Raw genomic sequence first — 20,245 nt, forward strand, 5'->3', positions numbered from 1 at the left:
GATCACAATGCTCATCAGACTTTTCCATGCTTTTCTAGTTCCCTAACAAGCAAAGCGACGTTGCAGATGCCTTCTAGTATGCTTCCAAAACCGGGGTTCTCACCGAACTGGGCGAAGAGGCTTCCGAAATTGGGGTGCCAGGCATCAACCTGCTTTCTGCCCTTGGCCGTAATGATGTAGATTACCCAGCCTTTATCTTCTAGCATCTCCACCAGTTTCCAGGCATTGGTCATGTCTTTCTCGTCCTTTACCTCAATCCCAAATTCCTCGCGGACTTTTTCAAACAGCTCGTTCATTTTACATCACCCCGCCTCAAACCACCAGAGTTTGTCTAAAGGAGCATTCTAACCGCCACTATCGCAAGTAGCGCGGCAAATCCTGCTCTCAGTGACCTTGGGTTGACCCTTGAAACGGTCTTTGCGCCAAGTCTCGCCCCCATAATCAGTCCCGGGGCCAAAAAGAGAACGATGTTGGGCTGAACATGACCCAGGCGCCAGTGTTCGAAAGTTCCGGCCAGGGCAGTGAAGAGCAGTGCGAGACTCGACGTTCCAACCGCATATTTGATCGGAATCCCGACAAGGGTGTGGAAGAGCGGGACGTTCAAGATACCCCCACTGACACCCAACAGTCCCGAAACCAGTCCCGAAACCAGCCCGACCAGGGGGACGTTCCTGTACTCTATTTTGCCCTTCTCCATTTCACAGTCTCCTTTCTTTGAGCGGAGCATTGCGACTGCGAGATACAAGAGAAGCACTCCAAAAACAACCCTCAAAAGTCGTTCAGGGAGATGTGAAGAAAGATAAGCGCCTAGGATAGCGGAGGGGATGGAAAACATCTCCTTGAGGAGAACGACTCGGTAAAGAACCCTTCCACTCCTAAGGTGAGTGTAAGCCGAGGCCAGAGCACTTATGGAGATGCAGGCCAGGCTCGTACCTATTGCCTTGTGGATTGGAACGCCGAGGATTACCAGGGAGGGCACCAGGAGGAAGCCCCCACCAACACCGAAAAGTCCAGCGACAAAGCCTATCACAAGCCCCAGGATCAAATAAGTAATCAAACCCACTTTTCTGTTACCCCCCGCGATATTTTAGCACTACAAACCCCCTGTAATCCATGACCTTAACGAAGCCCCTCCTGAGGTAGTACTCGTAGGCCTCAAGGTTGGGGAACGTTATGATGTACGGATCCTTTCCGAGGTTTTTAAGTCTCTCTATTGCGAAGCCCAAAAGCTTTGAACCGTAGCCCTTTCCCTTGTAATCAGGGTGAACCATAAAGAACTCAATGAGGCCCGTCTTTTCGTCCTTTATCTCCTCAGGTACCCACCATACGTCTTTGCCTTCAAGGTTGTAAACGAGGGCAACGGTTCCCGCGATCTTTCCATCGTTATCCCTGAGAACGTAGAGCTCGTCGAATTCCTTTCCGAGCCTGAACTCAAGGAATGGTTCATAAACCTTCTTAAAGCCATCAAAATCGTCGGGAGAAGGCTTATTTTCCACCCATTCAAGGGCCGGATAGGCCCCATTTGTTGACTGGTAAACCCTGAAGACGAACTTCAGGAGCTCGTCCTTGAGGGAGAGCGGGTTTTTGACCCTTTCAATTCTCATGGTATCACCTCTGCCATTTTCGCACTACTTTAAAAGAGGCTTTTGGTTCGAAGGGAAAGCTTAAATATTAGGAAAACCTAACTAATCTGGTGATAACCATGAACTATCTGGAGATAAAAGTGCTCGATGAGAACGGTGAGGGGAAGCCCCTGAAGGACTTCGTCCTCGGAAGGTGGACGGTTCTCTACTTCTACCCAAAGGACAACACTCCCGGCTGCACCACAGAGGCAAAGGAGTTCAGCGAGCTCATTGAAGAGTTTGAAAAGCTCGGCGTCCAAGTCATCGGTGTCTCCCGTGATTCCCCCGGGAGCCACAGGAAGTTTAGGGAGAAGCATAACCTCAAGGTCAAGCTCCTGAGCGACCCGAACGCAGAGCTACATAAGGCACTCGGAGCTTGGGGCAAGAAGAAGAGGTATGGGAAGGAGTACGAGGGGGCGATAAGGAGCACATTCATTCTAAATCCAGAAGGAGAGATCGTCTGGAAGAAAATAAACGTGAGGGCAAAAGGACACGCGGCCAAGGTTCTCGAAGAAGTCAAAAAGCTAATAGGGAGTGAGGAGTAAAGTAAGGTGGTGATATCATGAACGAGCTTGAAGCCCTAGCCCTGGCCCTTGAGGTCGAGAAGAACGAGCTTAAGTTCTACCTGAAGCTCGCAAGAAAAACAACCGATGAGAGGGCCAGAAAGATGTTCCTCTTTCTGGCGAAGGAAGAGGCCGAGCACTGGGACCTCTTTGAGGAGAAGTTCGTTGAGAGGCTCATTGAGAAGTGCGAACTCCCTCCTGTGGACAAAGAGCTCGCCCAAAAGCTGATCGTCGAGGAGCCCGAGACCCTCAGCGAGGTCGAGGCAGTGAAGATCGGCATGGAACAGGAGAAGCTCACCTGGGAGTTCTACGAGAAGGCCGCGAAGGAGGCCGAACACGAGAGCGTCAGGAGACTCTTTGAAGAGCTGGCCAAGGTGGAGAAGGGCCACTACGAGCTTCTGAAGGCCCAGTACGACTCTGTCATGCAGACGGGCATATGGATGGACTACCAGGACTTCAGCCTTGAGGTGGACTGATCTATCTTTCAACGAGCACGTTAACGAGCTTTACTTCTTTTCCCAGCTTCCTTTTTAGTGCCTCAATGATCTCGGGGTCGTTAACGTCGATGACCCTTTCATCCTCGATGATGTTTATGTGGGGTTCCGTGTTGATTTCAACTCTCGTTTCTCCCCCAACGGAGAACAGCTCAACAAGACCGAGTTCTTTAAGGGTTAGGATATTGGAATAAAGCGTTGAGAAGCTAACGGTCGGAAAATCCTCTCTAATTCTCTCAAGAAGGTGTTAAGCGAGGGATGCTCGCTTCCAATCTCGTTTAAGACTTCAATCAGCTTCAACCTCTGGGGCGTCATCTTGTAGCCCTTCTTCCGAAGCATTTCAACGGCTTTTTCCTTCCACATGTTTGGGGGATATGCCCCTCCAGTTTATAAGCCTTCCTAATTAGAAATTATTTCTAAATAGAAAAGTTTATCTGGTGAAACCAATGTCAGAACACAACAGAAGGCTCGTCGAGAAGGCAGGCATAGATGTGGAGAAGCTTTTGGACATGCTTCTGAGGGCGGCCGCGGCGGAGTTTACAACATACTACTATTACACCGTCATGAGAAATCACGCGACCGGTCTTGAAGGAGAGACCATAAAGGAGATCGTTGAGGACGCTCGTCTTGAGGACAGAAACCACTTCGAGGCCCTCGTTCCAAGAATATACGAACTCGGCGGAGAACTTCCGAGAGACATCGTGAACTTCTCGAAGATGGCCTGGTGCTGCGATGCCTACCTTCCCGAGGAGCCGACGATTGAGAACGTCCTGAAGGTTCTTCTTGAGGCTGAGAGGTGCGCCGTTGGGGTTTATACAGAGATATGCAACTATACATTCGACAAAGACCCAAGAACCTACGACCTGGCTCTGGCGATCCTCCACGAGGAGATAGAGCACGAGGCATGGTTTGAGGAGCTTTTGACCGGGAAGCCGAGCGGCCACTTCAGGAGAAGCAAGCCCGGAGAAAGCCCCTACGTATCCAAGTTCTTGAGGTAAAGGGTTATTAAGTCTGAGCTCGATATTTGTGTGGTGGTACCATGCTCGCGAAATACCCATTTGAACTCCCGAAGGACAGGCCCCTTACAAAGAGGGAGATAGCCCAGGCCCTCCGCTGGGCAATCGAGGCCGAACTCGACGCCATAAACATCTACGAACAGCTTGCTGCTGGAATTGAGGACGAGAAAATAAAGCATATCTTCCTCGATGTGGCAAACGAGGAGAAAGAGCACTTTGGGGAGTTCCTCGCGGCTCTCTTCGAGGTTGACGAGGAGCTGGCCAAGTACATGAAAGAGGGCTTCAAGGAAGTTGAGGAGGAGACCGGGATAAAGGTCAAGCTCTGACCCTGCCGGTTTCTCAACGTTTTTTGTTTTGATTTCATATTCTTGTTAAACACGCCTATGAGACTGAAAAGAAGGCCCCCTCCAGCTACACAGACGGTCTTGCTAGGATACGGGGCCAAGGACTCCGGTACACCAAGGTCGAGGAGATAGTCGGCAGGATAGCAATTGACACCATCATCCACAAGCACCTCATGGAGGCCCATCCTCAACGCCCAGAAGGAGCTTGAGAAGCTTGCTGGTGAGGGTCCCATTGAGGAAGTTAAAGATGTTGAGCTTTCTCCGGAGCAGAAGGCCCTTGTGAAGCGCTTCGCCGAGATGCACCTTGAGATAGAGAAGGACATGATACAGACTTACCAGAAGATGGCCGTGAAGATGACCCACCCGCCCTTCAAGGGCCTGGCTGAGGCCATAGTGGAAAACGAGAGGGAGCACCATAGGCTCCTGGCGGAGCTGATAGCTAAGTACAAGGAGTGAATTTAGCAGGACATTTATTTTTCTTTCAGCTCTTTGAGTATTTCAAACTCGCCCTTTAACCGCTCGTAGTGAGAACCTTCCACGGCCGCGAGGCTCAGGTAGACTTTTTTGAGCTCTTCCCTTTTCTCTTCCTCTGCAAGGCGCTCGTATATCCTCTTCGCCAGCAGTTCACTCTCCATTGCAAGCTGGAGCACTTCAAAAACGTCTTCAGCTCTCTCAAATTTCTCCAGGAGCGGTGCGACCTCGATAGGTGGAATATCGGGTGGAGTGGGCTCTTCCCCGTAATTCCGGAGGAACATCTTTCTGAGCGTGTCTCCGTGCTCTTTAGACTCCTTTGAGAGGCAGATGAATGTCTCAATGAGGGATTCCGAAAGGCCGAGTTCTCTTGCCCTCCGGACCAGCTCTCTGTACATGTCGGCCTCATCGTACTCCCCCTTGATCCAGTAGGCCAGAAGTGACTTCTCGTCCAGCTTTTTAAGTTCGTGCATTATTGACTCAAGGTCGTTGGGGCTAAAGGCTCCACCCCCAATGCTACCACCTTTGGGAGTTTGTTTCTTCTGACTTTAACTTTTCCGTTTCCGTTCGAAGAACTGACTAACAATGATTTAAGTCATGAGCAAGCGTTAAATAACACAAACGCAAATTATTGGAGGTGATCAGTGATGTTTGACCTTGATAAGCCGCTCCCCTACGTGGGAGTGAAGCCGGTTCAGGTGATAACTGCGATAGCAGTACTGATAGTGGGCTACATCGTGGCAAAGATCGTCGTCAGCATGTTCAAGAAGGGCCTGAAGAAGACGAAGCTCCCTGCGCTCGTCGTGGAGTTCCTCGCGAGGTTCCTAAGTGCCCTCCTCTACGTGGCAGTGATACTGCTGGCCGTGAGGGCGCTGGGCATCGAAGTCGGTTCAGTGGTTATCGGCCTGTCGGCGGTCATAGGCCTGATCTTGGGCTTCGGTATGCAGGACACGCTAACAAACCTGGCAGCCGGGGTCTGGATTGCAGCCCTCAGACCGATTGACATGGGTGAGGTCGTTGAGGTAGCTGGAAAGGTAGGTAAGGTCAACGCCGTCGGCATAATGAGCACTGAACTCTTAACTCCCGACAACGTGCTCATAACGATCCCCAACAAGCTCGTCTGGGGCAACGTAATAACCAACTACACCAGGATGCCAACTAGAAGGGTTGACGTCAACGTCGGCGTCGCCTACGGAACGGACCTCGACAAGGCCATTAAGATCGCCATGGACCTCATGCAGAACCACCCGAAGGTTCTCAAAGACCCGGCTCCGACGGTGGTTATAACTGAGCTCGCAGACTCGTCAATAAACCTCCAGCTCAGGGCGTGGGCTAAGACCGAAGACTACTGGACGGTTAAAGGCGACCTCACCAAGGGCATCTACGAGGCCTACATGAAGGAGGGCATCGAGATACCGTTCCCGCAGATGGACGTCCACATCAAGGAGATGCCGAAGTAAAGCTTTAATTAGATTTTTCTCTTTTTGTTTATTCAAAACTTCAACCTTGTCGAAGTTTTTAAAAGGGACATTCGTTTAAGAGCCACGAAACACAAAGAGAGCACCTCCAAAGAGGAGAAGAACGAGAAACCTCTCAGAAGAACTTCCCGAACATGTACTGTGGAATCGGGCACTGGACTATCCTTCTCGACCAGAGGCAGTCGGCACAGCTCGGCTCGTTGCCCCAGCAGTCTATATCGGTCGTCTTGACGAAGTCGCAAGCTTCCCTTAGGTCACAGTCGGTGCAGGAGGGGTACATGTAGTTCTTCATCGTGAAGCGGAACCATGTGTACTTCTCGCTCGTCCAGATGTCGGCTAAACTCTGCTCCTTGACGTTGCCGAAGGAGTAGGCGTTGACCTTCTTCTCCCTGCCGAAGATGTACTCCTTATAGGTGTGGAGGAAGCGGTAGCAGGGAGCAACCTCACCGTCCCACCTGACAACTGCGACGTTGTTCTCGTCGAAGTCGCACTGTCTCTCCGTCCTGAGTTCGAACTTTGGTAGCTTTATGTAGAGACCGTTGTGGGCGATCTTGTACAGCTCGTCCAGTATGGGCGTCATATCAACGCTCCCATCATAGACTATGTCATCGACCTGTTCCGGGGTGAGCGGGAGCAGGTTCGAGACGAGCATGGCATCGACCTTCATATCGAGCAGAAACTTAGCCATCTCAGGAAGCTGTTGGTAGTTCTCCTTTGTAACCACGACCTCGACGCCTATGCTCGGCCTATGGGTTCCGTACTCCTCGCGGTACCTTACGAGCTTTCTTATTTTATCCGCTGTCACGGCGGACGTTATGTGACCGAGGGTTATGGCGTTCTGGGCAGTTGGAACCGTGTCCATGGAGAAGTAAATTAGGTCAACCCCAAGCTTCGCGAACTCCCTCATCATTTCATCGGTGAGAAGGGTCCCGTTGGTGCTTATCCCAAGGGCGAAGCCGCGCCTCTTGACTTCCCTGACCATGTCCATAAAGCGTGGATGAACCGTTGGCTCACCAATGCCGCCGAAGTAAATCATTCTAAGCTCGGGGAAAGCCTCAGCGTCGTCGAGTATCTTCAGGAAGAGATTCCAGTCCATATCTCCTTCAGTGTCCTCCCAGTACTGCTTGAAGCACATCTCACACTTCAGGTTGCAGCGGCTGGTGATCTCTACGTAGAGATACTTCATGTCGAGCTTCGGCTTAACTATGACCTTCCCGTCCCAGAGGGTAAAGGTGTACTCCTTGTTTGGAGCGAACTTTATTGCCACCTCAACCGCCTCCCGCCGGCGGGAATATGCTTACGGTGTCGTCTTCCTTCAAAGGAGTGTCGAGACCCTGAAGGTGCTCGATGTTCTTTCCGTTGACGAGGATTATGTAGCCTTGTTCAAGCTCTTTCTTGAACCCCGGGAACATTCTGTCAAGTTCATTGAGAAGCTCTCTCACCGTCTTCGGGCCGCTTATTTCAAGCTTTCTCTTTCCAGTGAACTCGATGAGGGTCGCGAACAGCTTAACCAGCACGTGAACCACCTTAAAGCGAGTTCTCAACATAGGGACATAAAAGAGTTATTGGACAAAAATGTGAAAATGAAATCAGAGGAACTCGGCGATGCCGAGCTCTTCCGCTTTCTCCCTTGGGATCCTTCCGTCCTCTGTCCAGCCGCGCAGCTTGTAGTAGCGCGGCAGCATCTCCTTAAGCCTGACGACGTGGCCCTTGTTCGGCCCTTCGGGCATCGGCTCCTCAAGGAACCTCTTAGGCAGGGTCTCGTCCTTAGCAGGGTCTAGGCCCGCCTTGAGGTTGAATAGCCTTTCAGCGTTCCATATTCTCTCTCCAATCTTGAGGTAATCCTCAGTGGAGAAGTCCCAGCCGAGAGCGGCATTGAGCATGTCGCGGTAGTCGTCCGCTCCAAGGCCGAAGGTCGTGAAGAGACAGAGACCGGCGGCGTCAATGAGCGCACTGAGATCCTGGAAGAGGATGAGCATTTTCACCTTCTCGTCGCTTATGTCGTGCGGGTCCATCTTGTATGGGTAGCCGAGGATCTCGGGGCTTATCATGTAGTTCTTGATGTGGCAGCCGCCGCGGTTGTTGGTGGCATAGCCGAGACCATGTCCTTCGGCTCCACGCGGGTCGTAGGCAGGAAGCTCAAGCTTCTTGACGCTCATTGAGAACTCCGGGTGGCCGTACATCTCAGCGAAGCGGTAGCTTCCCTCTGCCAGCTTGTCACCGAGATCCTTCCTGTAGGCTATCTTCTCTATGTAGTAGTGAAGAACCTCGGTGTTGCCCCACCTGAAGGGCGGAGCGTCCCCAAGCTCATCGTCCGTGAGGTAGCCCTTCTCGTAGAGCTCCATAGCCGCTGCAAGCGTTCCACCAGTCGAGATAGTGTCAAGACCGAACTCGTCGCACTGGTGGTTGGCCTCTATGATGCTCGCGAGGTCGTTTATGCCGAGGTTGGCACCGAGCGCCCAGATGCTCTCGTACTCTGGCCCTTCCGTCACGCCGAGGGTCGGGAGCTTGTTAACCCTGCCACAACCGATCGGACAGGCGTAGCACGGCTGGTTCCTTATGAGGTACTTGGCAGTCATCGCCTCACCGCTCTGCTCATAGGCGTGCTCAAAGACACCGGTCTGGAAGTTTCTAGTTGGATAGAGGCCGTTCTCGTTGATTATGTTGACCAGAACAGCCGTACCGTACTTCGGAAGTCCGCCTCCAGCAACGGGGTCATTCCTAAGCTTGTTGATTTTCTCCCTCACAACCAGCATGAACTTCTGCTTGTCCGCTATTGGAACGCGCTTGCTTCCCTCAACGGCAATGGCCTTGAGCTTCTTGCTTCCCATAACGGCTCCAACGCCAGCCCTACCAGCGGCGCGGTGGCCGTCGTTCATAATAGCTGCGAACTTAACGAGGTTCTCACCGGCCGGGCCGATACTCGCTATGTGGAGCTTGTTGCTTCCAATCTCCTTCTTTATCGCAGCCTCAGTCTCGCTCACCACCTTGCCCCAGAGGTGGGAGGCATCGCGTATCTCAACGTGGTCATCCTTGATGTAAATGTAAACGGGCTTCTCGGACTGGCCCTCAACGACGATAGCATCCCAGCCAGCGAACTTAAGCTCCGCACCGAAGTATCCGCCAGAGTTCGCCATGGTTATGAAGCCCGTCTGCGGGCTCTTCGTAACGACGTTGTATCTGCCCCCAGTGGGGGCGCTCGTACCAGTTAGCGGGCCAGGGGTTATAATCAGCTTGTTCTCTGGCCCAAGCGGGTCTGCCTTCGGGTCCATCTCCTTCAGGAGGAGGTAGATGGCCAGACCCCTGCTCCCGAGCCACTTCTTGGCAAGCTCTTCACCGTACTCCTCAACTTTGACCTCTCCTGTGGAGAGGTTCACGCGCAGAAATCTTCCCCAGTTGCCGTACATAAAAACACCTCGGAACATATAAGTACATCGAAGTATATAAGAGTTTAGGAAAACACAATTTGATACTTTCTTGGATGATGTAAAACGGATTAGTTATCCAAATTGCCAAGAGCAAAAATTTAAACGAGCCCCTGTGTAACAGAACCATAATGACAGAGCTCTTCAACTCAAAACTCTGCGCCATATGCAAGGGCAGGAAGCTCCTCTGCGGGAGACCGACATGTCCGATACTAGAGCGGTTCAGGGTAGCCCAAAGCGTGGAGAAAAAACTCAACAAAAGACATCTCTTCGGCTCTTCTCCGCCGAGCATTTTCGTTGGGGAACATGGCTACCCAAAGGTCAGGATAGGGCCGCTTGTGCCGCCGATCGAGGGCAACACGAGCCATCTGGACAGCCCGCTCAAGTGGGAAAACAAAACGATAAAGGACATCCTCTACTACCGCTCCCTTCTGGTGATGGGGGAAACGAGGGCAGACGTCAGCGTCAGAAAGAGCGGAAGAGTTTTAGGCGAGATTCAAGAGCTGGCGATGAGCATAAGGCCAGTGGACAGCGAAGTTATCCTGAAAAGGAAGCCCGTCGTCAAGGTCGTTCCGAGCGAGTTCGCTCCGCCGCTCGGGCCGAGGGCAGAGCTCCTTGATTTTGAGCTAACGGAGAACCCAAAGATACCGCGCAGAACTGACTACGTTGTGGGTGACGAGCTAAAGGCCGAACAGGCCATAATGAGGCTCTACAACTGGGGCTTTGACGAGTACTACATCATAAGGCTCCTCTCCGCTGGACTGCTTGGGATTGACAGAAAGCTGGTTCCAACGAGATGGAGCATCACAGCAGTTCAGGACACGATCGGGAAGAACCTGAGAAGGGAAATCCTGGGCTATCCAGAGATCAACTCCTACGAGGTGTACTTCCACGAGTTCCTCGGGAACCGCTATGCGGTCCTTTTGATGCCCCAAAGCTACGCCTTTGAGCTCCTTGAGGTCTGGCTGAAGGGCTCGCTCTTCGGGAGTGCCGAACCCCAAGTCATCCACGACTACGAGGACTTCAGGGGAATCAAAGGTTATGCCAAGGAGACGACTGGAGCATACTACGCGGCCAGGCTTAGCGTTCTTGAACACCTGAGGAAGAGAAGGAGGCAGGCGAGGATAATCGTCTTCCGCGAGGTAACGCCAGCATACTACGCACCCGTCGGGGTGTGGCAGATAAGGGTGGGTGTTAAAAAGGCCCTTGAGAACCCAGTTGGAAGGTTTGAGATACTCAACGAGGCCCTAGAGGCCGTGAGGAAGCTCCTCGAACACCCGCTTGAGAGGTACCTCCAAAGGAGCTACATCCTCGGCCACCTCGCGAAGCAGAAAACTTTAGACCAATGGCTGGGAAAGGTTTTAACGTGATCACCCAACCGGATGATGAGCCTTCCATCCCGCCGATCGATGAGGAGTGCACGTCAGTCTGACGGTGGTGGAAATGAGTGAAAGCCTCTCAAAGGTTATGGTGGAGATAATGAAGATCGAGAAGAAGCTGGAGGAAATAGAAAAGAAACTGGAAGAGCTAATCGAAGACAACGAGAGGTACGGCATCATGAAGCTTTCGGAGGAATCTCTGTGGGAGTTCCTTGAGTCTGAGCCAGATATTTACAGCGAGAACGACGTAAAGGTGAAGCTCAGATGAACTTAAAAGGCAAGTTTGTCCTTGTTCCATTTCCTTTTACTAACCTAAAGGCCACAAAACTTCGGCCAGCGTTGGTTCTTTATGAGGGCAAAGAAGATGTCGTCGTTGCCTTCGTTTCCTCTCGGATAGATACGTTTGATCCTGGCACCGATGTAAGGATAGAGACTTCCCACCCCCAATTTAGGGGTATCGGACTTAAAGTCCCTTCAATTATAAAGCTAACAAAGATCGCCACGCTTCACAAGGGTTTGTTAATTGGGGTTCTAGGTGAGTTGCCGGAGGATTTAGTTCAAGAAGTGAACTCAAAGCTGTGCTCCAATCTTAGGATAGGACGTGATTAAGATGGACGAGAACATTAAAGAGCTCAAAAGAATGGCCGAAGAAGTGAGAAAGCTGAGGGAAGAGCTTGAGAGACTCAGTAAGACCCTTGAAAAGATCGAGAAAGCACAGAAGGAGGAGGAAGAGTGAGGAAAAAGCTCACCCTCATAAGCCTCGACGGAAACGGAGTCTACAACCTCAAGCACATGCCCTTCCTAAGCGAGCTCGCCGAAAACGGGGAGTTTGCGGTCGTCGATTCAATATTCCCAACGCTGACAGATTTAGTCCACACGAGCGTCATGACCGGTGTATGGCCAAGGGATCACGGCGTCGTCGAGAACGGCTACTACGACAGGATAGCCGACAGGAAGGTGAACTTCTACGAATACGAGGTGGCTTTTAATCCCCATAAGGTCATCAAAGCCCCCACGATAGTTGACATCCTGAGGGGAAAAGGTGTTAGGACTGCGTCAGTTTCGGGCTACACGATGCCGCCCTTCAGTGGCACTGACGTTAGGATATTCCCGCCATTCTTCGCGAGCAACGAGATGTACAGGAAGCACGGGCGGGACTGGAGGAAGGACGTTTGGGTTCTCAACTCGGCGCTCTACCTCTACGAGGAGTGCAAACCGGACCTCCTGCTCGTTCACTTCGCCTCAATAGACGGAATGCAGCACGATCACGGGCCTCTAAGCGAGGGGGCGATGAAGGCCGTCGAGACGGTAGATACGGCCGTGAGAACCCTCTGGGAGAGGCTGAAAGATGAGTACGTCTTCATAATCTTCGCCGACCACGGGCAGGAAGAGGTGCACACGTGGGTGAACCTGAAGACATACCTTAAAGAGAGGGGGATTGACGTTCTGAGAGTCTCCTCTGGTGGAGGCGTCCACGTCTACCTCAAAGACCCCAATCAAAGCGAAGAAGCCTTCGAAGCCCTCAGACGGGCGCCTGGGGTCAAGGAAGTTTTCTTCAGGGAGGAGCTTCCGCACTTAGACAATCCAAACAGCGGCGAGCTCATAGTTTCGGCGAAGCCCGGCTACTGGTTTTGCTCTCACAGGATGTGCAGAGGGGTTAAAGGAGCGAGCCACTGGGTAAGAGGGATGCACGGCTCGATGAACGAGCCCGTGATGAAGGTTCCGCTCGTACTCTGGGGCTTTGAGAACGTTGAACTTGATGAACCGAGCCTTATGGACATTGCACCTACGGTTCTGAAGTTCTTTGGGATTGAGAAGCCGATGAATATGGTTGGGAAGAGTTTGATAAGATGAAATTAACCCAGTCTCGTACTTTTTGCTGTTAGACTTTTCGATCATTTTCCTGCTCAAAGCGTTAAGATGACGTAAGATGCCATAACAATTGCATTGTTGATGGTAAACTCCGACTAAGGGAGAAGGGTTATATATCGAGTGGGCCATAGGCTAAGTTGGAGGAAGCATTATGGACATTTCAGAAGAGATTGAGAAACATATCAAAATCGCAGAGGAAGAACTCTCCTCGGCATACCTCTTACTGGAAAACGGAAAGCTCAGAGATTCCATAAGCAGAGCATACTATTCAATGTTCCATGCTGCTAAAGCCCTACTTCTCCTGAAAGGAATTAACCCGCGGAAGCATTCTGGAGTTATCAGGATGTTTGGCCTTCACTTTGTTGATAGTGGTTTTATTGAAAGGCCTTATGCAAAATACCTTACCTACGCATTCTCGCTCAGATCAAAAGCTGACTACGATGTTTATTACGAACCAACTCACGAGGAAGCGGAAAACGTAGTTGAGACCGCCGAACGTTTCTTGGAGAGAATTAAAAGTGTTCTGGAGGAGATCAAAAATGGACAAGAAAGCCCAGGCCCTTAACGAGTTTTTAAGGCTTTTAAAGGAACGATTTGGAAGCTCAATAGAGGAGGTCTTTCTATTCGGTTCCTATGCCAGGGGAGATTACGATGAGGAGAGCGACATTGATGTCCTGATAGTCGGGGAAATTGATTTTGACGAGGTGATTGAGCTGGTAACGGATGTGCTCCTCAGATACGGAGAACTAATAAGCCCAGTACTCCTCAAGCCGGATGAATTCAAAAAGAGAAACGACAGCTTTATAAAAACGGTAAAAGCCGAAGGTATACCTCTTGAGATTTAACCAGTTCCCCCTCCAATATCCAAGTACGGCCCCCTCTTCATCCTCCTGAGCTGGCGGAAGTAGGCATCTTCCTCAAGCCACTCCTCTATCAGTTCATCGAGCTTCATCGTGAGAGATGTCGGCGTTGTCGTCGCGTAGATAACTCCCTTAAAGCCGAGGGACTTCATCTTTCCCAGCGCTTCCCTGACTTCATCGTTGCTTAAATCGTGCATGAGGAAGAACTTCCTCTCGTGCCAGTTCCCACTTCCTTTGAGCGAGTCCGCTTTCTCCACTATCTCCTTAAGAACCCAATCGCGGCAGTAGCTCGGTATCTCGTAGACGGGGACACCGTTAAAGGTCTCTCTGATTAGGTTTACCTCATCCTCAGAGAACCCTATCAGGAATATCATCTTACCACCAGTGGGACTCAGTTTTGAGACTTAAAAAGCGTTTGGAAATGCTAAAGCCACTCTATCCTCACCTTGTCCTCGACAGTCTTAAACTCCTCATCGCCCGTTACCAAAGTGGCGTTGTAGAGCTCCAGCTTACCGTTCTCAGCTTCTTTGAACATGTCCCTGATCTTCTCTGCACCCCTTTCGTGAAGAAGATAGGCAAGGACAGCGTAGCTGTCGAGCACTACTCTCCCCATTTTCTGGCCTCCAGTTCCCGTTCCTCCTCCCTCACTTCCCTCATGACATCCTTGAGGGGCTTGTCAAACTTTAGAATCCCCATAAGGTCAACGTTCTTTTTCACGGGCACTATAACAATCTCATCGCCAAAGTCTAGCACCTCAACCTCGTCTCCCGGGTTGATGCCCAGCTTCTCGCGGATGGATTTGGGTAAAACTATCTGCCCTTTTGAGGAAACTTTTACAGTAACCATCTTACTTTCACCAGAATAGTTTTACCTCTGGGCCATAAAAACATTTCCCAGAGCGATAGGCTAGATGTAGAAAAGGCACAAACAAGGGGAGAAGAGAAAGCCTCCAGCCCTCAGCGTGAGGACTGGGCGATCCTCTCGATCTCTTCCTTCTTGCTGTAGGCGAAGCTCTTCGGGTCCTTGTTGGCTGCAGCTATTATTTCCTCGGCGAGGGCCTGGGCGTAGGTGGTCTTGTTCCTGTAGCACTTTATGCTGGCGCCAAGGGCGATGTTCTTGAGGGCTATGTCGAGCCTCCTGAGCGGGGAGACGTCAACGGACATGTGGTAGCGGATTCCACCGAAGGCGATGGTTGTAGTGTCCTCCCTCGGGGCGGAGTTCTCGATGGCCTTGACGAGAACCTGGATCGGGTTCTGCTTGGTTCTCCTCTCGATGATCATGAAGGCCTCCTTGACGACCTCGTAGGCCTTCATCTTCTTGCTCATTATCGAGCGGTGCTCACGCCTCATGAAGTGACCGCCGGCCTTGTAGTGGCTGGCACCGCTCCTCATGACCTTGTTGATCAGGCGCTCAACGATGTGGACGTTGGCCTTTCCAAAGGGCTTCTTGGCGTACCTTCCGTGGCTGTGGGGGAGAATCCTGGCGTCAAGGTTGATGTAGGGCTTGAGTGATGGATCTTCGACGGTAACGTCCTCAACGCTCCACCTGCCCATGACCTTGACTTCCTTCGGGATGAAGAACCTCTCGGTAAGCGGCTTGGCCATTCACTTCACCTCCTCGGCTTCTCCTTCCTTCCCTTGACGAGCTCCTTGAGGGAGACCCTGTTGACCTTGACGACCTTGTACCTGATTCCCGGAATATCACCCATGGAACCACCCTTTGGACCACCGATGCCCTCTATGATGACCTCGTCGTGCTCATCGATGTGGTTGATAGCACCGTCACCGGGGGTGAAAGCTGTAACGACCTTACCGTTCTTAATGAGCTGAACCCTGACAGCCTTACGCATAGCCGAGTTGGGCTGCTTAGCCTCGACTGCTATCTTCTCAAGGACGATACCTCTGGCCTGCGGAGCACCTTCAAGCGGGTCGCTCTTCTCCTTAAGGCGGAGGACTCTCCTCTTGTAGCGGATGTCGCTCCAGCGGAACTTCTTTCTCTTAAGTTTGAGCTTCCTTCCAGCGAACTCTCCATACGGGGCCTTCTTACCAGCCATGATCATCACCTCAGATTATCACGACATCCTCAATGCCGTGGTGTCTCTCCATCAACTCCTTAACGAGGTTGATGTTCTGGCCGCCCCTTCCTATGGCCCTCGGCTTGTCGCGCGGGCCGACATCGAGGAGGGCGACCTTCTTACCATCCCTCTTTTCGGTGATGTGGACCTTTTTAACCTTAACTCCAAGGCTCTTATAAATGTTCCTCAGGAACTCTTCGGGGTTCTCGGAGTGCTCGATGAGCTCTATCTCCTTCCCGAGCATGCCCTGGACTCTCTTGACGTTGGCTCCCTTCTTCCCGAGGGCGAGGCCCATCTCACCCTTCTTGATGACGTATATGAGCCTGTTCCTGTTCGTGTCTATGAGGCAGTCGAGCACTGTGGCTCCCGTCATGCTCTCGAAGAGTGCTATGTACTTGATCTGATCAGTGTTGAGCTTGAGTGGCATCACTCCTTACCCCCAGCGAGGGCGAGTATCTTGCTCTCGCCCGGATCGATCACAGCGAGGGCCGAAACGGTGTGAGGCCTACCGAGGAGAGTTCCGAGCTCGACGCTCGTGCCCTCGAACTCGTAAACCGGAATTCCGCTGAGCTTGGCGTAGTAGTAGATGTCCTCCTTGATGTCCGGCCTGGCGTTTCTTGCCACTATTATCAGCTTGGCCCCACCGACCTTTGCCAAGTGGATGGACTTCTTGGCACCCATAACTATCTTCCCAGTGTCCTGGACTTTCCTCAGTTCGAAAGCGAAGTCAACCATTCACTACACCTCCCTACTCCCTTTTCGGTCTCAGGGGGAGACTCATGGCCAGCTTGACGATTCCCGTACCGACTGGCACGGGCTGGCCTATGAGGACGTTCTCAACCACACCGTTGAGAGGATCCACCTCTCCCCTCTCAGCCGCGGCAAACAGGTGCTGGGTGGTTATCTCGAAGGCGGCCCTAGCTAAGACGCTCGCCTTCTCACCAACTATACCGTGCCTACCGATTGGTCTTATGACGCCGTCGAGCGTCATCATATCGGCGACGAGCATGATGTGCCTGACATCAACCTCGAGACCCTGCTCGCGCATCGTGCTGACGATTTCGTCTATGATGGCGTTTCTGGCAGCCTCAATGCCGAGCACTTCTGCGATCTCCCAGATATTGTTGGTCCTCGTCCTCGTTGGGTCAACGCCTGGAACCTTGAGGACCTGCTTGAAGTTCGAGCCCTCGGTGTATATCACGTACTCGTCGCCTTCCTTCCTTATGATGGTCTTCCCAACGCCAGAGAGACCCTTAAGGCGGTGCTTTTTAACCTTTTCGGCAATCTTTCTCAGGTCGGAGAGCTTCGTTACCTTCTTGGGCCTCACGACGAGCGTGTACCCTTCAGCTTCGAACTCAGCGCTCTTGAATGAGCCAGTGAGCTTCCTTACAACCTTCTCCATGTCGAGGCCGGCCTTCTCCAGCCTCTCGGGGTCGATCTCGACCACGTACTCCATGTTGAGTATGTCTATCGTCTCCTCCCTGGCCAGGTTCTCAAGGGTCGTTCCCTCAATCCTCCTGGCGACCTCAAGGGCCTTGTCCCTGTCGTAGCGGTGCTCCTCGTCAAGGTAAACGGTCATGATCGGCGTTGAAGGGTTCTTTCTGGCATCAACAATCTCGATGATTCTCGGGAGACCGAGGGTAACGTTGATCTCAGCGACACCCGCGTAGTGGAAGGTGTTGAGGGTCATCTGGGTCGAAGGCTCACCTATGGACTGGGCCGCCACCGTTCCGACGGCCTCTCCTGGTTCTATGAGGGCTTTCTGGTATTCCCTGACTGTCTCGTCTATTATCGCCTGAATCTCGTCCTTCTTGAGCTTGTACTTCTCGTTATACTCGATAAGCTTAGCGTAGAGCTCTTCCTTGATGTTGTCCGGGAGCTCTGCCTTGCTGACCATGCTCTTGATGGTCTTCTCTGCGACCATTTCACTCACCTCCTCCCCTCATCTTAAGCAGGGTTCTCACGATGACCCTATCAACATCAACGGTCTTGCCCTGCCAGCTCTTCATCGGGTCAACGCCGTCCTCACCGTACTTAAACTGAACGATGATTCCCGTTGGGTCCCTCACCGTTCCGTCGTAGTCCACCTTGAGGTCCTGGAGGGCGTTTATGAGCCTCCTCTGCATGTAACCGCTCTGGGCAGTTCTAACTGCAGTATCAACGAGACCTTCCCTACCACCCATGGCGTGGAAGAAGTACTCCTGCGGTGTTAGACCGCTCTTATATGAGTTCGTGACGAATCCCCTTGCCCTAGCACCGAGGTCACCTGGCTTGAAGTGAGTGAGAACTCTTCCGCGGTAGCCGCGGTAGAGACGCTTTCCACGAATGGACTGCTGACCGAGCATTGCCGCCATCTGGGTAATGTTGAGTATCTTACCCCTAGCTCCGGTCTTGGCCATGATAACCGCGTGGTTATTCATACCGAGGTAGCGCTCGGCGACCTTACCGGCGTTGTCACGGGCCTCGGCGAGGACTGCCATAATCTTGCTCTCAAGGGTCTCCTCAAGGGTTTTACCTGGCAGAGGCTCAAGCTCTCCCCTCTTGTAGGCCTCTATGAGTCTCTGGACCTTCTCCTCCGCCTCGCGGATAATCTCGTGTATCCTGTCTATTGCTTCCTGCGGAAGGTCTTCGTCGTCAATTGCAGTGGTGAAGCCCTTGTGGGTTATTACCCAGATGGTCAGCTTGGTAACCTGGTCGAGGAACTGCCTGGCCCTCTCGACGCCGTACTCCCTGACTATGATGTCGAGGAGCTTTCCATCCTCCCTTCCGTAGGCCTTCTTGTCTACCGCTCCGCTCAGGAGCTTTCCGTTCTGAATGTAGACGAAACCGTCGTAGGCAAGCTTTCTCACTTCCTCCGGGTCGGGGATGAGCTTCTCCTCGATGAGCTTTTCAAGGGCCTCACACCTTTCAGGCTCGTCGCAGAGCTTGTTCCTGTACCAGATCGTCAGGTCGTCCGGAAGGAGGAGAGAGAATATCGTCTTTCCGCTCCAGAGCGGCTCACCGTTCTCGTACTTGTCAGGTTCGGGCAGTTCGTTAACGTCCATGCCTGCGAACATGAGCATCTGCTCGACCTCATAGCGGGTGAAGTAGGCGCCCTCCCTGGTGAGGAGGTAGCCTCCAGAGATGTGGTCCTGAATTCCCGCGATGAGCGGACCACCGTACCTCGGGGAAATGATGTGGTTCTGAACTTCCATGAGTATCTTGGCTTCTGCCTGCGCCTCCTCAGTCTGCGGGACGTGGAGGTTCATCTCGTCACCGTCGAAGTCAGCGTTGTACGGCGGACAGACTGGCAGGTTGAGGCGGAAGGTCCTGTATGGCATTACCCTGACGCGGTGGGCCATGATGGACATCCTGTGGAGCGATGGCTGACGGTTGAAGAGAACAACGTCACCGTCCTCAAGGTGTCTCTCAACGGTCCAACCGATGTCGAGCTTCTCCGCTATAAGCTCGCGGTTGCTCTCCATCAGGCGAATTCTCCTTCCCTCAGGATCAATAACGTAGTTGGCACCAGGATACTTCTCGGGCCCGTTGAGAACCCTCTGCTTGAGCTTCTCGTAGTTGAACTCGGTGACCTTCTCGGGGACGGTGAGCTCCATGGCGACCGCGAGAGGTACGCCGACCTCGTTGATGCTTATCATCGGGTCGGGACTGATGACTGTACGGGCGGAGAAGTTGACACGCTTACCGCTGAGGTTTCCACGGAAGCGACCCTCCTTACCCTTGAGACGCTGGGCGAGGGTCTTAAGCGGCCTTCCGCTCTTGTGCTTCGCAGGTGGAACGCCAGAGGTCTCGTTGTTGATGTAGGTAGTGACGTGGTACTGGAGGAGGTCCCAGAGGTCTTCGATAATCAGCTGCGGTGCTCCTGCCTCGATGTTGGACTTGAGGCGGTTGTTGATACGGATGATGTCGACGAGCTTGTGGGTGAGGTCGTCCTCGGCGCGGATGCCGCTTTCGAGCGTGATTGAGGGCCTCATAGTAACGGGCGGGACTGGAAGGACGGTGAGAACCATCCATTCGGGCCTGGACTTCTCGGGGTGGAGTCCGAGGAGAGGCAGGTCCTTGTCGGGTATCTTCTCGAGCCTATCGCGGACCTCACTCGGCATCATCCTGTGCTTGTACTCGTTGCCCTCCTCGTCCTTCCTGAGCTCCCAGTAGATAGTCGGCCTCTCGAACTTGATGGGGAACTGCGGTGCTCCACAGTGCGGGCAGACCATTCTCTCCTTGGCCTTCTTGTGAATCTCCTTAATGAGCTTGTCAACGGCCCCTTTCCTGTCGCCCATTACCTCGAACTTCTGCATGTACTCCTCTATCTCCTCGTCGGTGAGCTTTATCCTTCCGCACTCGCGGCACGTGCTCTCCAGGACGCGATGGATGGTCTTGGCAAAGCCGACGTGAATAACCGGTCTTGCGAGCTCAATGTGGCCGAAGTGACCCGGACACTCACCTGCCCTTGCTCCACATGTCTCACAGCGGAGACCTGGGTCGATGACGCCAAGGCGCTTGTCCATCAGTCCGCCTTCTATCGGGTAACCGTCATCGTCGTAGGTATCCGGAACGGTTATCTCGGCGGCACTCATCTTTCTGATTTCCTGAGGTGAGAGGATACCGAACTCAATACTCCCGATGACCTTTTTCATCGACTGCATG

The 20,245-nt window shown here is 52.6% G+C and carries 29 protein-coding genes and 1 pseudogene; 13 read left to right on the forward strand and 17 right to left on the reverse strand.

All coding sequences use genetic code 11. The features are described from left to right. Positions 1-14: 14 nt before the first annotated feature. From TK_RS05180 to TK_RS05190, 3 genes are read right to left on the reverse strand one after another with little or no spacing between them, the layout of a single operon-like run. Positions 15-296: a hypothetical protein gene (locus tag TK_RS05180; RefSeq protein ID WP_011250003.1), complete on the reverse strand. Its 282-nt coding sequence runs from the start codon at positions 294-296 to the stop codon at positions 15-17. A gap of 35 nt (positions 297-331) precedes the next feature. After that, complete coding sequence (locus TK_RS05185; RefSeq protein ID WP_011250004.1) at positions 332-1,063, reverse strand: sulfite exporter TauE/SafE family protein; 732 nt, start codon at positions 1,061-1,063, stop codon at positions 332-334. A gap of 7 nt (positions 1,064-1,070) precedes the next feature. Then, positions 1,071-1,604: a GNAT family N-acetyltransferase gene (locus tag TK_RS05190; protein WP_011250005.1), complete on the reverse strand. Its 534-nt coding sequence runs from the start codon at positions 1,602-1,604 to the stop codon at positions 1,071-1,073. 98 nt (positions 1,605-1,702) lie between these two features. Here TK_RS05190 and TK_RS05195 point away from each other — a divergent pair, with 98 nt between their 5' ends. After that, positions 1,703-2,167, forward strand: coding sequence for a peroxiredoxin (locus TK_RS05195; protein ID WP_011250006.1), 465 nt, complete (start codon positions 1,703-1,705; stop codon positions 2,165-2,167). Between the two features lie 17 nt (positions 2,168-2,184). Continuing rightward, positions 2,185-2,661 carry a ferritin-like domain-containing protein gene (locus TK_RS05200; protein ID WP_011250007.1) on the forward strand — a complete coding sequence of 159 codons (477 nt, stop codon included), beginning with the start codon at positions 2,185-2,187 and terminating at the stop codon, positions 2,659-2,661. 1 nt (position 2,662) lies between these two features. Here TK_RS05200 and TK_RS12235 read toward each other — a convergent pair. Further along, positions 2,663-3,042, reverse strand: a pseudogene (locus TK_RS12235) (transcriptional repressor). 83 nt (positions 3,043-3,125) lie between these two features. On the opposite strand from TK_RS12235, the gene dps reads away from it, so the two are divergent. From dps to TK_RS05220, 3 genes are all read left to right on the forward strand, one after another. Then, a complete protein-coding gene (dps, locus tag TK_RS05210) occupies positions 3,126-3,677 on the forward strand; it encodes a DNA protection during starvation protein (RefSeq protein ID WP_011250010.1) in 552 nt (183 codons plus the stop codon). A gap of 41 nt (positions 3,678-3,718) precedes the next feature. Then, on the forward strand, positions 3,719-4,021 hold the full coding sequence (locus TK_RS05215) for a ferritin family protein (RefSeq protein WP_011250011.1): 303 nt from the start codon (positions 3,719-3,721) through the stop codon (positions 4,019-4,021). 165 nt (positions 4,022-4,186) lie between these two features. Beyond that, positions 4,187-4,495, forward strand: coding sequence for a hypothetical protein (locus tag TK_RS05220; RefSeq protein WP_011250012.1), 309 nt, complete (start codon positions 4,187-4,189; stop codon positions 4,493-4,495). Positions 4,496-4,509: 14 nt separating this feature from the next. Here the strand turns inward: TK_RS05220 and TK_RS05225 are convergent, their stop codons facing one another. After that, positions 4,510-4,983 (reverse strand): ferritin family protein, encoded by a 474-nt coding sequence (locus TK_RS05225; RefSeq protein WP_011250013.1) that lies wholly within the window; start codon positions 4,981-4,983, stop codon positions 4,510-4,512. A gap of 174 nt (positions 4,984-5,157) precedes the next feature. On the opposite strand from TK_RS05225, the gene TK_RS05230 reads away from it, so the two are divergent. Beyond that, positions 5,158-5,970, forward strand: coding sequence for a mechanosensitive ion channel family protein (locus TK_RS05230; protein WP_011250014.1), 813 nt, complete (start codon positions 5,158-5,160; stop codon positions 5,968-5,970). Positions 5,971-6,103: 133 nt separating this feature from the next. Here TK_RS05230 and TK_RS05235 read toward each other — a convergent pair whose 3' ends face one another. From TK_RS05235 to aor, 3 genes are all read right to left on the reverse strand, one after another. After that, on the reverse strand, positions 6,104-7,174 hold the full coding sequence (locus TK_RS05235) for a tungsten cofactor oxidoreductase radical SAM maturase (RefSeq protein ID WP_083755814.1): 1,071 nt from the start codon (positions 7,172-7,174) through the stop codon (positions 6,104-6,106). A gap of 82 nt (positions 7,175-7,256) precedes the next feature. Continuing rightward, positions 7,257-7,505: a MoaD/ThiS family protein gene (locus TK_RS05240; protein WP_011250016.1), complete on the reverse strand. Its 249-nt coding sequence runs from the start codon at positions 7,503-7,505 to the stop codon at positions 7,257-7,259. Between the two features lie 72 nt (positions 7,506-7,577). Further along, positions 7,578-9,395: an aldehyde ferredoxin oxidoreductase gene (aor, locus tag TK_RS05245; RefSeq protein WP_011250017.1), complete on the reverse strand. Its 1,818-nt coding sequence runs from the start codon at positions 9,393-9,395 to the stop codon at positions 7,578-7,580. 149 nt (positions 9,396-9,544) lie between these two features. Here aor and TK_RS05250 point away from each other — a divergent pair, with 149 nt between their 5' ends. The 7 genes from TK_RS05250 (at position 9,545) to TK_RS05275 (ending at position 13,509) form a co-directional block, all read left to right on the forward strand. Beyond that, a complete protein-coding gene (locus tag TK_RS05250; RefSeq protein WP_011250018.1) occupies positions 9,545-10,783 on the forward strand; it encodes an Nre family DNA repair protein in 1,239 nt (412 codons plus the stop codon). Between the two features lie 73 nt (positions 10,784-10,856). Further along, positions 10,857-11,060: a hypothetical protein gene (locus TK_RS05255; protein WP_011250019.1), complete on the forward strand. Its 204-nt coding sequence runs from the start codon at positions 10,857-10,859 to the stop codon at positions 11,058-11,060. Further along, positions 11,057-11,401 (forward strand): type II toxin-antitoxin system PemK/MazF family toxin, encoded by a 345-nt coding sequence (locus tag TK_RS05260; RefSeq protein ID WP_011250020.1) that lies wholly within the window; start codon positions 11,057-11,059, stop codon positions 11,399-11,401. The genes TK_RS05255 and TK_RS05260 overlap by 4 nt, the downstream gene beginning before the upstream one ends. 1 nt (position 11,402) lies before the next feature. Further along, positions 11,403-11,528 (forward strand): hypothetical protein, encoded by a 126-nt coding sequence (locus tag TK_RS12300; protein ID WP_269763430.1) that lies wholly within the window; start codon positions 11,403-11,405, stop codon positions 11,526-11,528. After that, on the forward strand, positions 11,525-12,646 hold the full coding sequence (locus TK_RS05265) for an alkaline phosphatase family protein (RefSeq protein ID WP_011250022.1): 1,122 nt from the start codon (positions 11,525-11,527) through the stop codon (positions 12,644-12,646). The genes TK_RS12300 and TK_RS05265 overlap by 4 nt, the downstream gene beginning before the upstream one ends. Positions 12,647-12,815: 169 nt before the next feature. Then, entirely contained in the window at positions 12,816-13,229 is a 414-nt protein-coding gene (locus TK_RS05270; RefSeq protein WP_011250023.1) for a HEPN domain-containing protein, read from the forward strand. Next, the gene (locus TK_RS05275) at positions 13,204-13,509 is read left to right on the forward strand and encodes a nucleotidyltransferase domain-containing protein (protein WP_011250024.1); all 306 of its coding nucleotides are present in this window, start codon (positions 13,204-13,206) and stop codon (positions 13,507-13,509) included. The genes TK_RS05270 and TK_RS05275 overlap by 26 nt, the downstream gene beginning before the upstream one ends. Here the strand turns inward: TK_RS05275 and TK_RS05280 are convergent. From TK_RS05280 to TK_RS05315, 9 genes are all read right to left on the reverse strand, one after another. Then, on the reverse strand, positions 13,506-13,898 hold the full coding sequence (locus TK_RS05280; protein ID WP_011250025.1) for a DUF3783 domain-containing protein: 393 nt from the start codon (positions 13,896-13,898) through the stop codon (positions 13,506-13,508). The two genes, TK_RS05275 and TK_RS05280, sit on opposite strands and share 4 nt — an antisense overlap. A 50-nt stretch (positions 13,899-13,948) precedes the next feature. Then, positions 13,949-14,137, reverse strand: a complete 189-nt coding sequence (locus TK_RS11905) for a hypothetical protein (RefSeq protein ID WP_011250026.1) — start codon at positions 14,135-14,137, stop codon at positions 13,949-13,951. Continuing rightward, positions 14,125-14,370 carry an AbrB/MazE/SpoVT family DNA-binding domain-containing protein gene (locus TK_RS05285; RefSeq protein WP_011250027.1) on the reverse strand — a complete coding sequence of 82 codons (246 nt, stop codon included), beginning with the start codon at positions 14,368-14,370 and terminating at the stop codon, positions 14,125-14,127. Before TK_RS05285 ends, TK_RS11905 begins: the two co-directional genes overlap by 13 nt. A 110-nt stretch (positions 14,371-14,480) precedes the next feature. Then, positions 14,481-15,128 (reverse strand): 30S ribosomal protein S7, encoded by a 648-nt coding sequence (rpsG, locus tag TK_RS05290; protein WP_011250028.1) that lies wholly within the window; start codon positions 15,126-15,128, stop codon positions 14,481-14,483. Positions 15,129-15,133: 5 nt separating this feature from the next. Then, positions 15,134-15,577 (reverse strand): 30S ribosomal protein S12, encoded by a 444-nt coding sequence (locus TK_RS05295; RefSeq protein WP_011250029.1) that lies wholly within the window; start codon positions 15,575-15,577, stop codon positions 15,134-15,136. A gap of 10 nt (positions 15,578-15,587) precedes the next feature. Continuing rightward, positions 15,588-16,025, reverse strand: coding sequence for a NusA-like transcription termination signal-binding factor (locus tag TK_RS05300; RefSeq protein ID WP_011250030.1), 438 nt, complete (start codon positions 16,023-16,025; stop codon positions 15,588-15,590). Next, complete coding sequence (locus tag TK_RS05305) at positions 16,025-16,333, reverse strand: 50S ribosomal protein L30e (RefSeq protein WP_011250031.1); 309 nt, start codon at positions 16,331-16,333, stop codon at positions 16,025-16,027. Before TK_RS05305 ends, TK_RS05300 begins: the two co-directional genes overlap by 1 nt. Positions 16,334-16,346: 13 nt before the next feature. Beyond that, the gene (rpoA2, locus tag TK_RS05310; RefSeq protein ID WP_011250032.1) at positions 16,347-17,522 is read right to left on the reverse strand and encodes a DNA-directed RNA polymerase subunit A''; all 1,176 of its coding nucleotides are present in this window, start codon (positions 17,520-17,522) and stop codon (positions 16,347-16,349) included. A 1-nt stretch (position 17,523) separates the two neighbouring features. Further along, positions 17,524-20,244: a DNA-directed RNA polymerase subunit A' gene (locus TK_RS05315; protein WP_011250033.1), complete on the reverse strand. Its 2,721-nt coding sequence runs from the start codon at positions 20,242-20,244 to the stop codon at positions 17,524-17,526. Between the last annotated feature and the right edge of the window lies 1 nt (position 20,245).

This window comes from Thermococcus kodakarensis KOD1, from assembly GCF_000009965.1.
GTDB lineage: Archaea > Methanobacteriota_B > Thermococci > Thermococcales > Thermococcaceae > Thermococcus > Thermococcus kodakarensis.

Coding starts and splice junctions, on each gene's coding strand:
- TK_RS05180 (WP_011250003.1), bottom strand. CDS start 296: ATGAACGAGCTGTTTGAAAAAGTCCGCGAGGAATTTGGGATTGAGGTA.
- TK_RS05190 (WP_011250005.1), bottom strand. CDS start 1,604: ATGAGAATTGAAAGGGTCAAAAACCCGCTCTCCCTCAAGGACGAGCTC.
- TK_RS05195 (WP_011250006.1), top strand. CDS start 1,703: ATGAACTATCTGGAGATAAAAGTGCTCGATGAGAACGGTGAGGGGAAG.
- TK_RS05200 (WP_011250007.1), top strand. CDS start 2,185: ATGAACGAGCTTGAAGCCCTAGCCCTGGCCCTTGAGGTCGAGAAGAAC.
- dps (WP_011250010.1), top strand. CDS start 3,126: ATGTCAGAACACAACAGAAGGCTCGTCGAGAAGGCAGGCATAGATGTG.
- TK_RS05215 (WP_011250011.1), top strand. CDS start 3,719: ATGCTCGCGAAATACCCATTTGAACTCCCGAAGGACAGGCCCCTTACA.
- TK_RS05225 (WP_011250013.1), bottom strand. CDS start 4,983: ATGCACGAACTTAAAAAGCTGGACGAGAAGTCACTTCTGGCCTACTGG.
- TK_RS05230 (WP_011250014.1), top strand. CDS start 5,158: ATGTTTGACCTTGATAAGCCGCTCCCCTACGTGGGAGTGAAGCCGGTT.
- TK_RS05235 (WP_083755814.1), bottom strand. CDS start 7,174: ATGAAGTATCTCTACGTAGAGATCACCAGCCGCTGCAACCTGAAGTGT.
- aor (WP_011250017.1), bottom strand. CDS start 9,395: ATGTACGGCAACTGGGGAAGATTTCTGCGCGTGAACCTCTCCACAGGA.
- TK_RS05250 (WP_011250018.1), top strand. CDS start 9,545: ATGACAGAGCTCTTCAACTCAAAACTCTGCGCCATATGCAAGGGCAGG.
- TK_RS05255 (WP_011250019.1), top strand. CDS start 10,857: ATGAGTGAAAGCCTCTCAAAGGTTATGGTGGAGATAATGAAGATCGAG.
- TK_RS05260 (WP_011250020.1), top strand. CDS start 11,057: ATGAACTTAAAAGGCAAGTTTGTCCTTGTTCCATTTCCTTTTACTAAC.
- TK_RS12300 (WP_269763430.1), top strand. CDS start 11,403: ATGGACGAGAACATTAAAGAGCTCAAAAGAATGGCCGAAGAAGTGAGA.
- TK_RS05270 (WP_011250023.1), top strand. CDS start 12,816: ATGGACATTTCAGAAGAGATTGAGAAACATATCAAAATCGCAGAGGAA.
- TK_RS05275 (WP_011250024.1), top strand. CDS start 13,204: ATGGACAAGAAAGCCCAGGCCCTTAACGAGTTTTTAAGGCTTTTAAAG.
- TK_RS05280 (WP_011250025.1), bottom strand. CDS start 13,898: ATGATATTCCTGATAGGGTTCTCTGAGGATGAGGTAAACCTAATCAGA.
- TK_RS11905 (WP_011250026.1), bottom strand. CDS start 14,137: ATGGGGAGAGTAGTGCTCGACAGCTACGCTGTCCTTGCCTATCTTCTT.
- TK_RS05285 (WP_011250027.1), bottom strand. CDS start 14,370: ATGGTTACTGTAAAAGTTTCCTCAAAAGGGCAGATAGTTTTACCCAAA.
- rpsG (WP_011250028.1), bottom strand. CDS start 15,128: ATGGCCAAGCCGCTTACCGAGAGGTTCTTCATCCCGAAGGAAGTCAAG.
- TK_RS05295 (WP_011250029.1), bottom strand. CDS start 15,577: ATGGCTGGTAAGAAGGCCCCGTATGGAGAGTTCGCTGGAAGGAAGCTC.
- TK_RS05300 (WP_011250030.1), bottom strand. CDS start 16,025: ATGCCACTCAAGCTCAACACTGATCAGATCAAGTACATAGCACTCTTC.
- TK_RS05305 (WP_011250031.1), bottom strand. CDS start 16,333: ATGGTTGACTTCGCTTTCGAACTGAGGAAAGTCCAGGACACTGGGAAG.
- rpoA2 (WP_011250032.1), bottom strand. CDS start 17,522: ATGGTCGCAGAGAAGACCATCAAGAGCATGGTCAGCAAGGCAGAGCTC.
- TK_RS05315 (WP_011250033.1), bottom strand. CDS start 20,244: ATGCAGTCGATGAAAAAGGTCATCGGGAGTATTGAGTTCGGTATCCTC.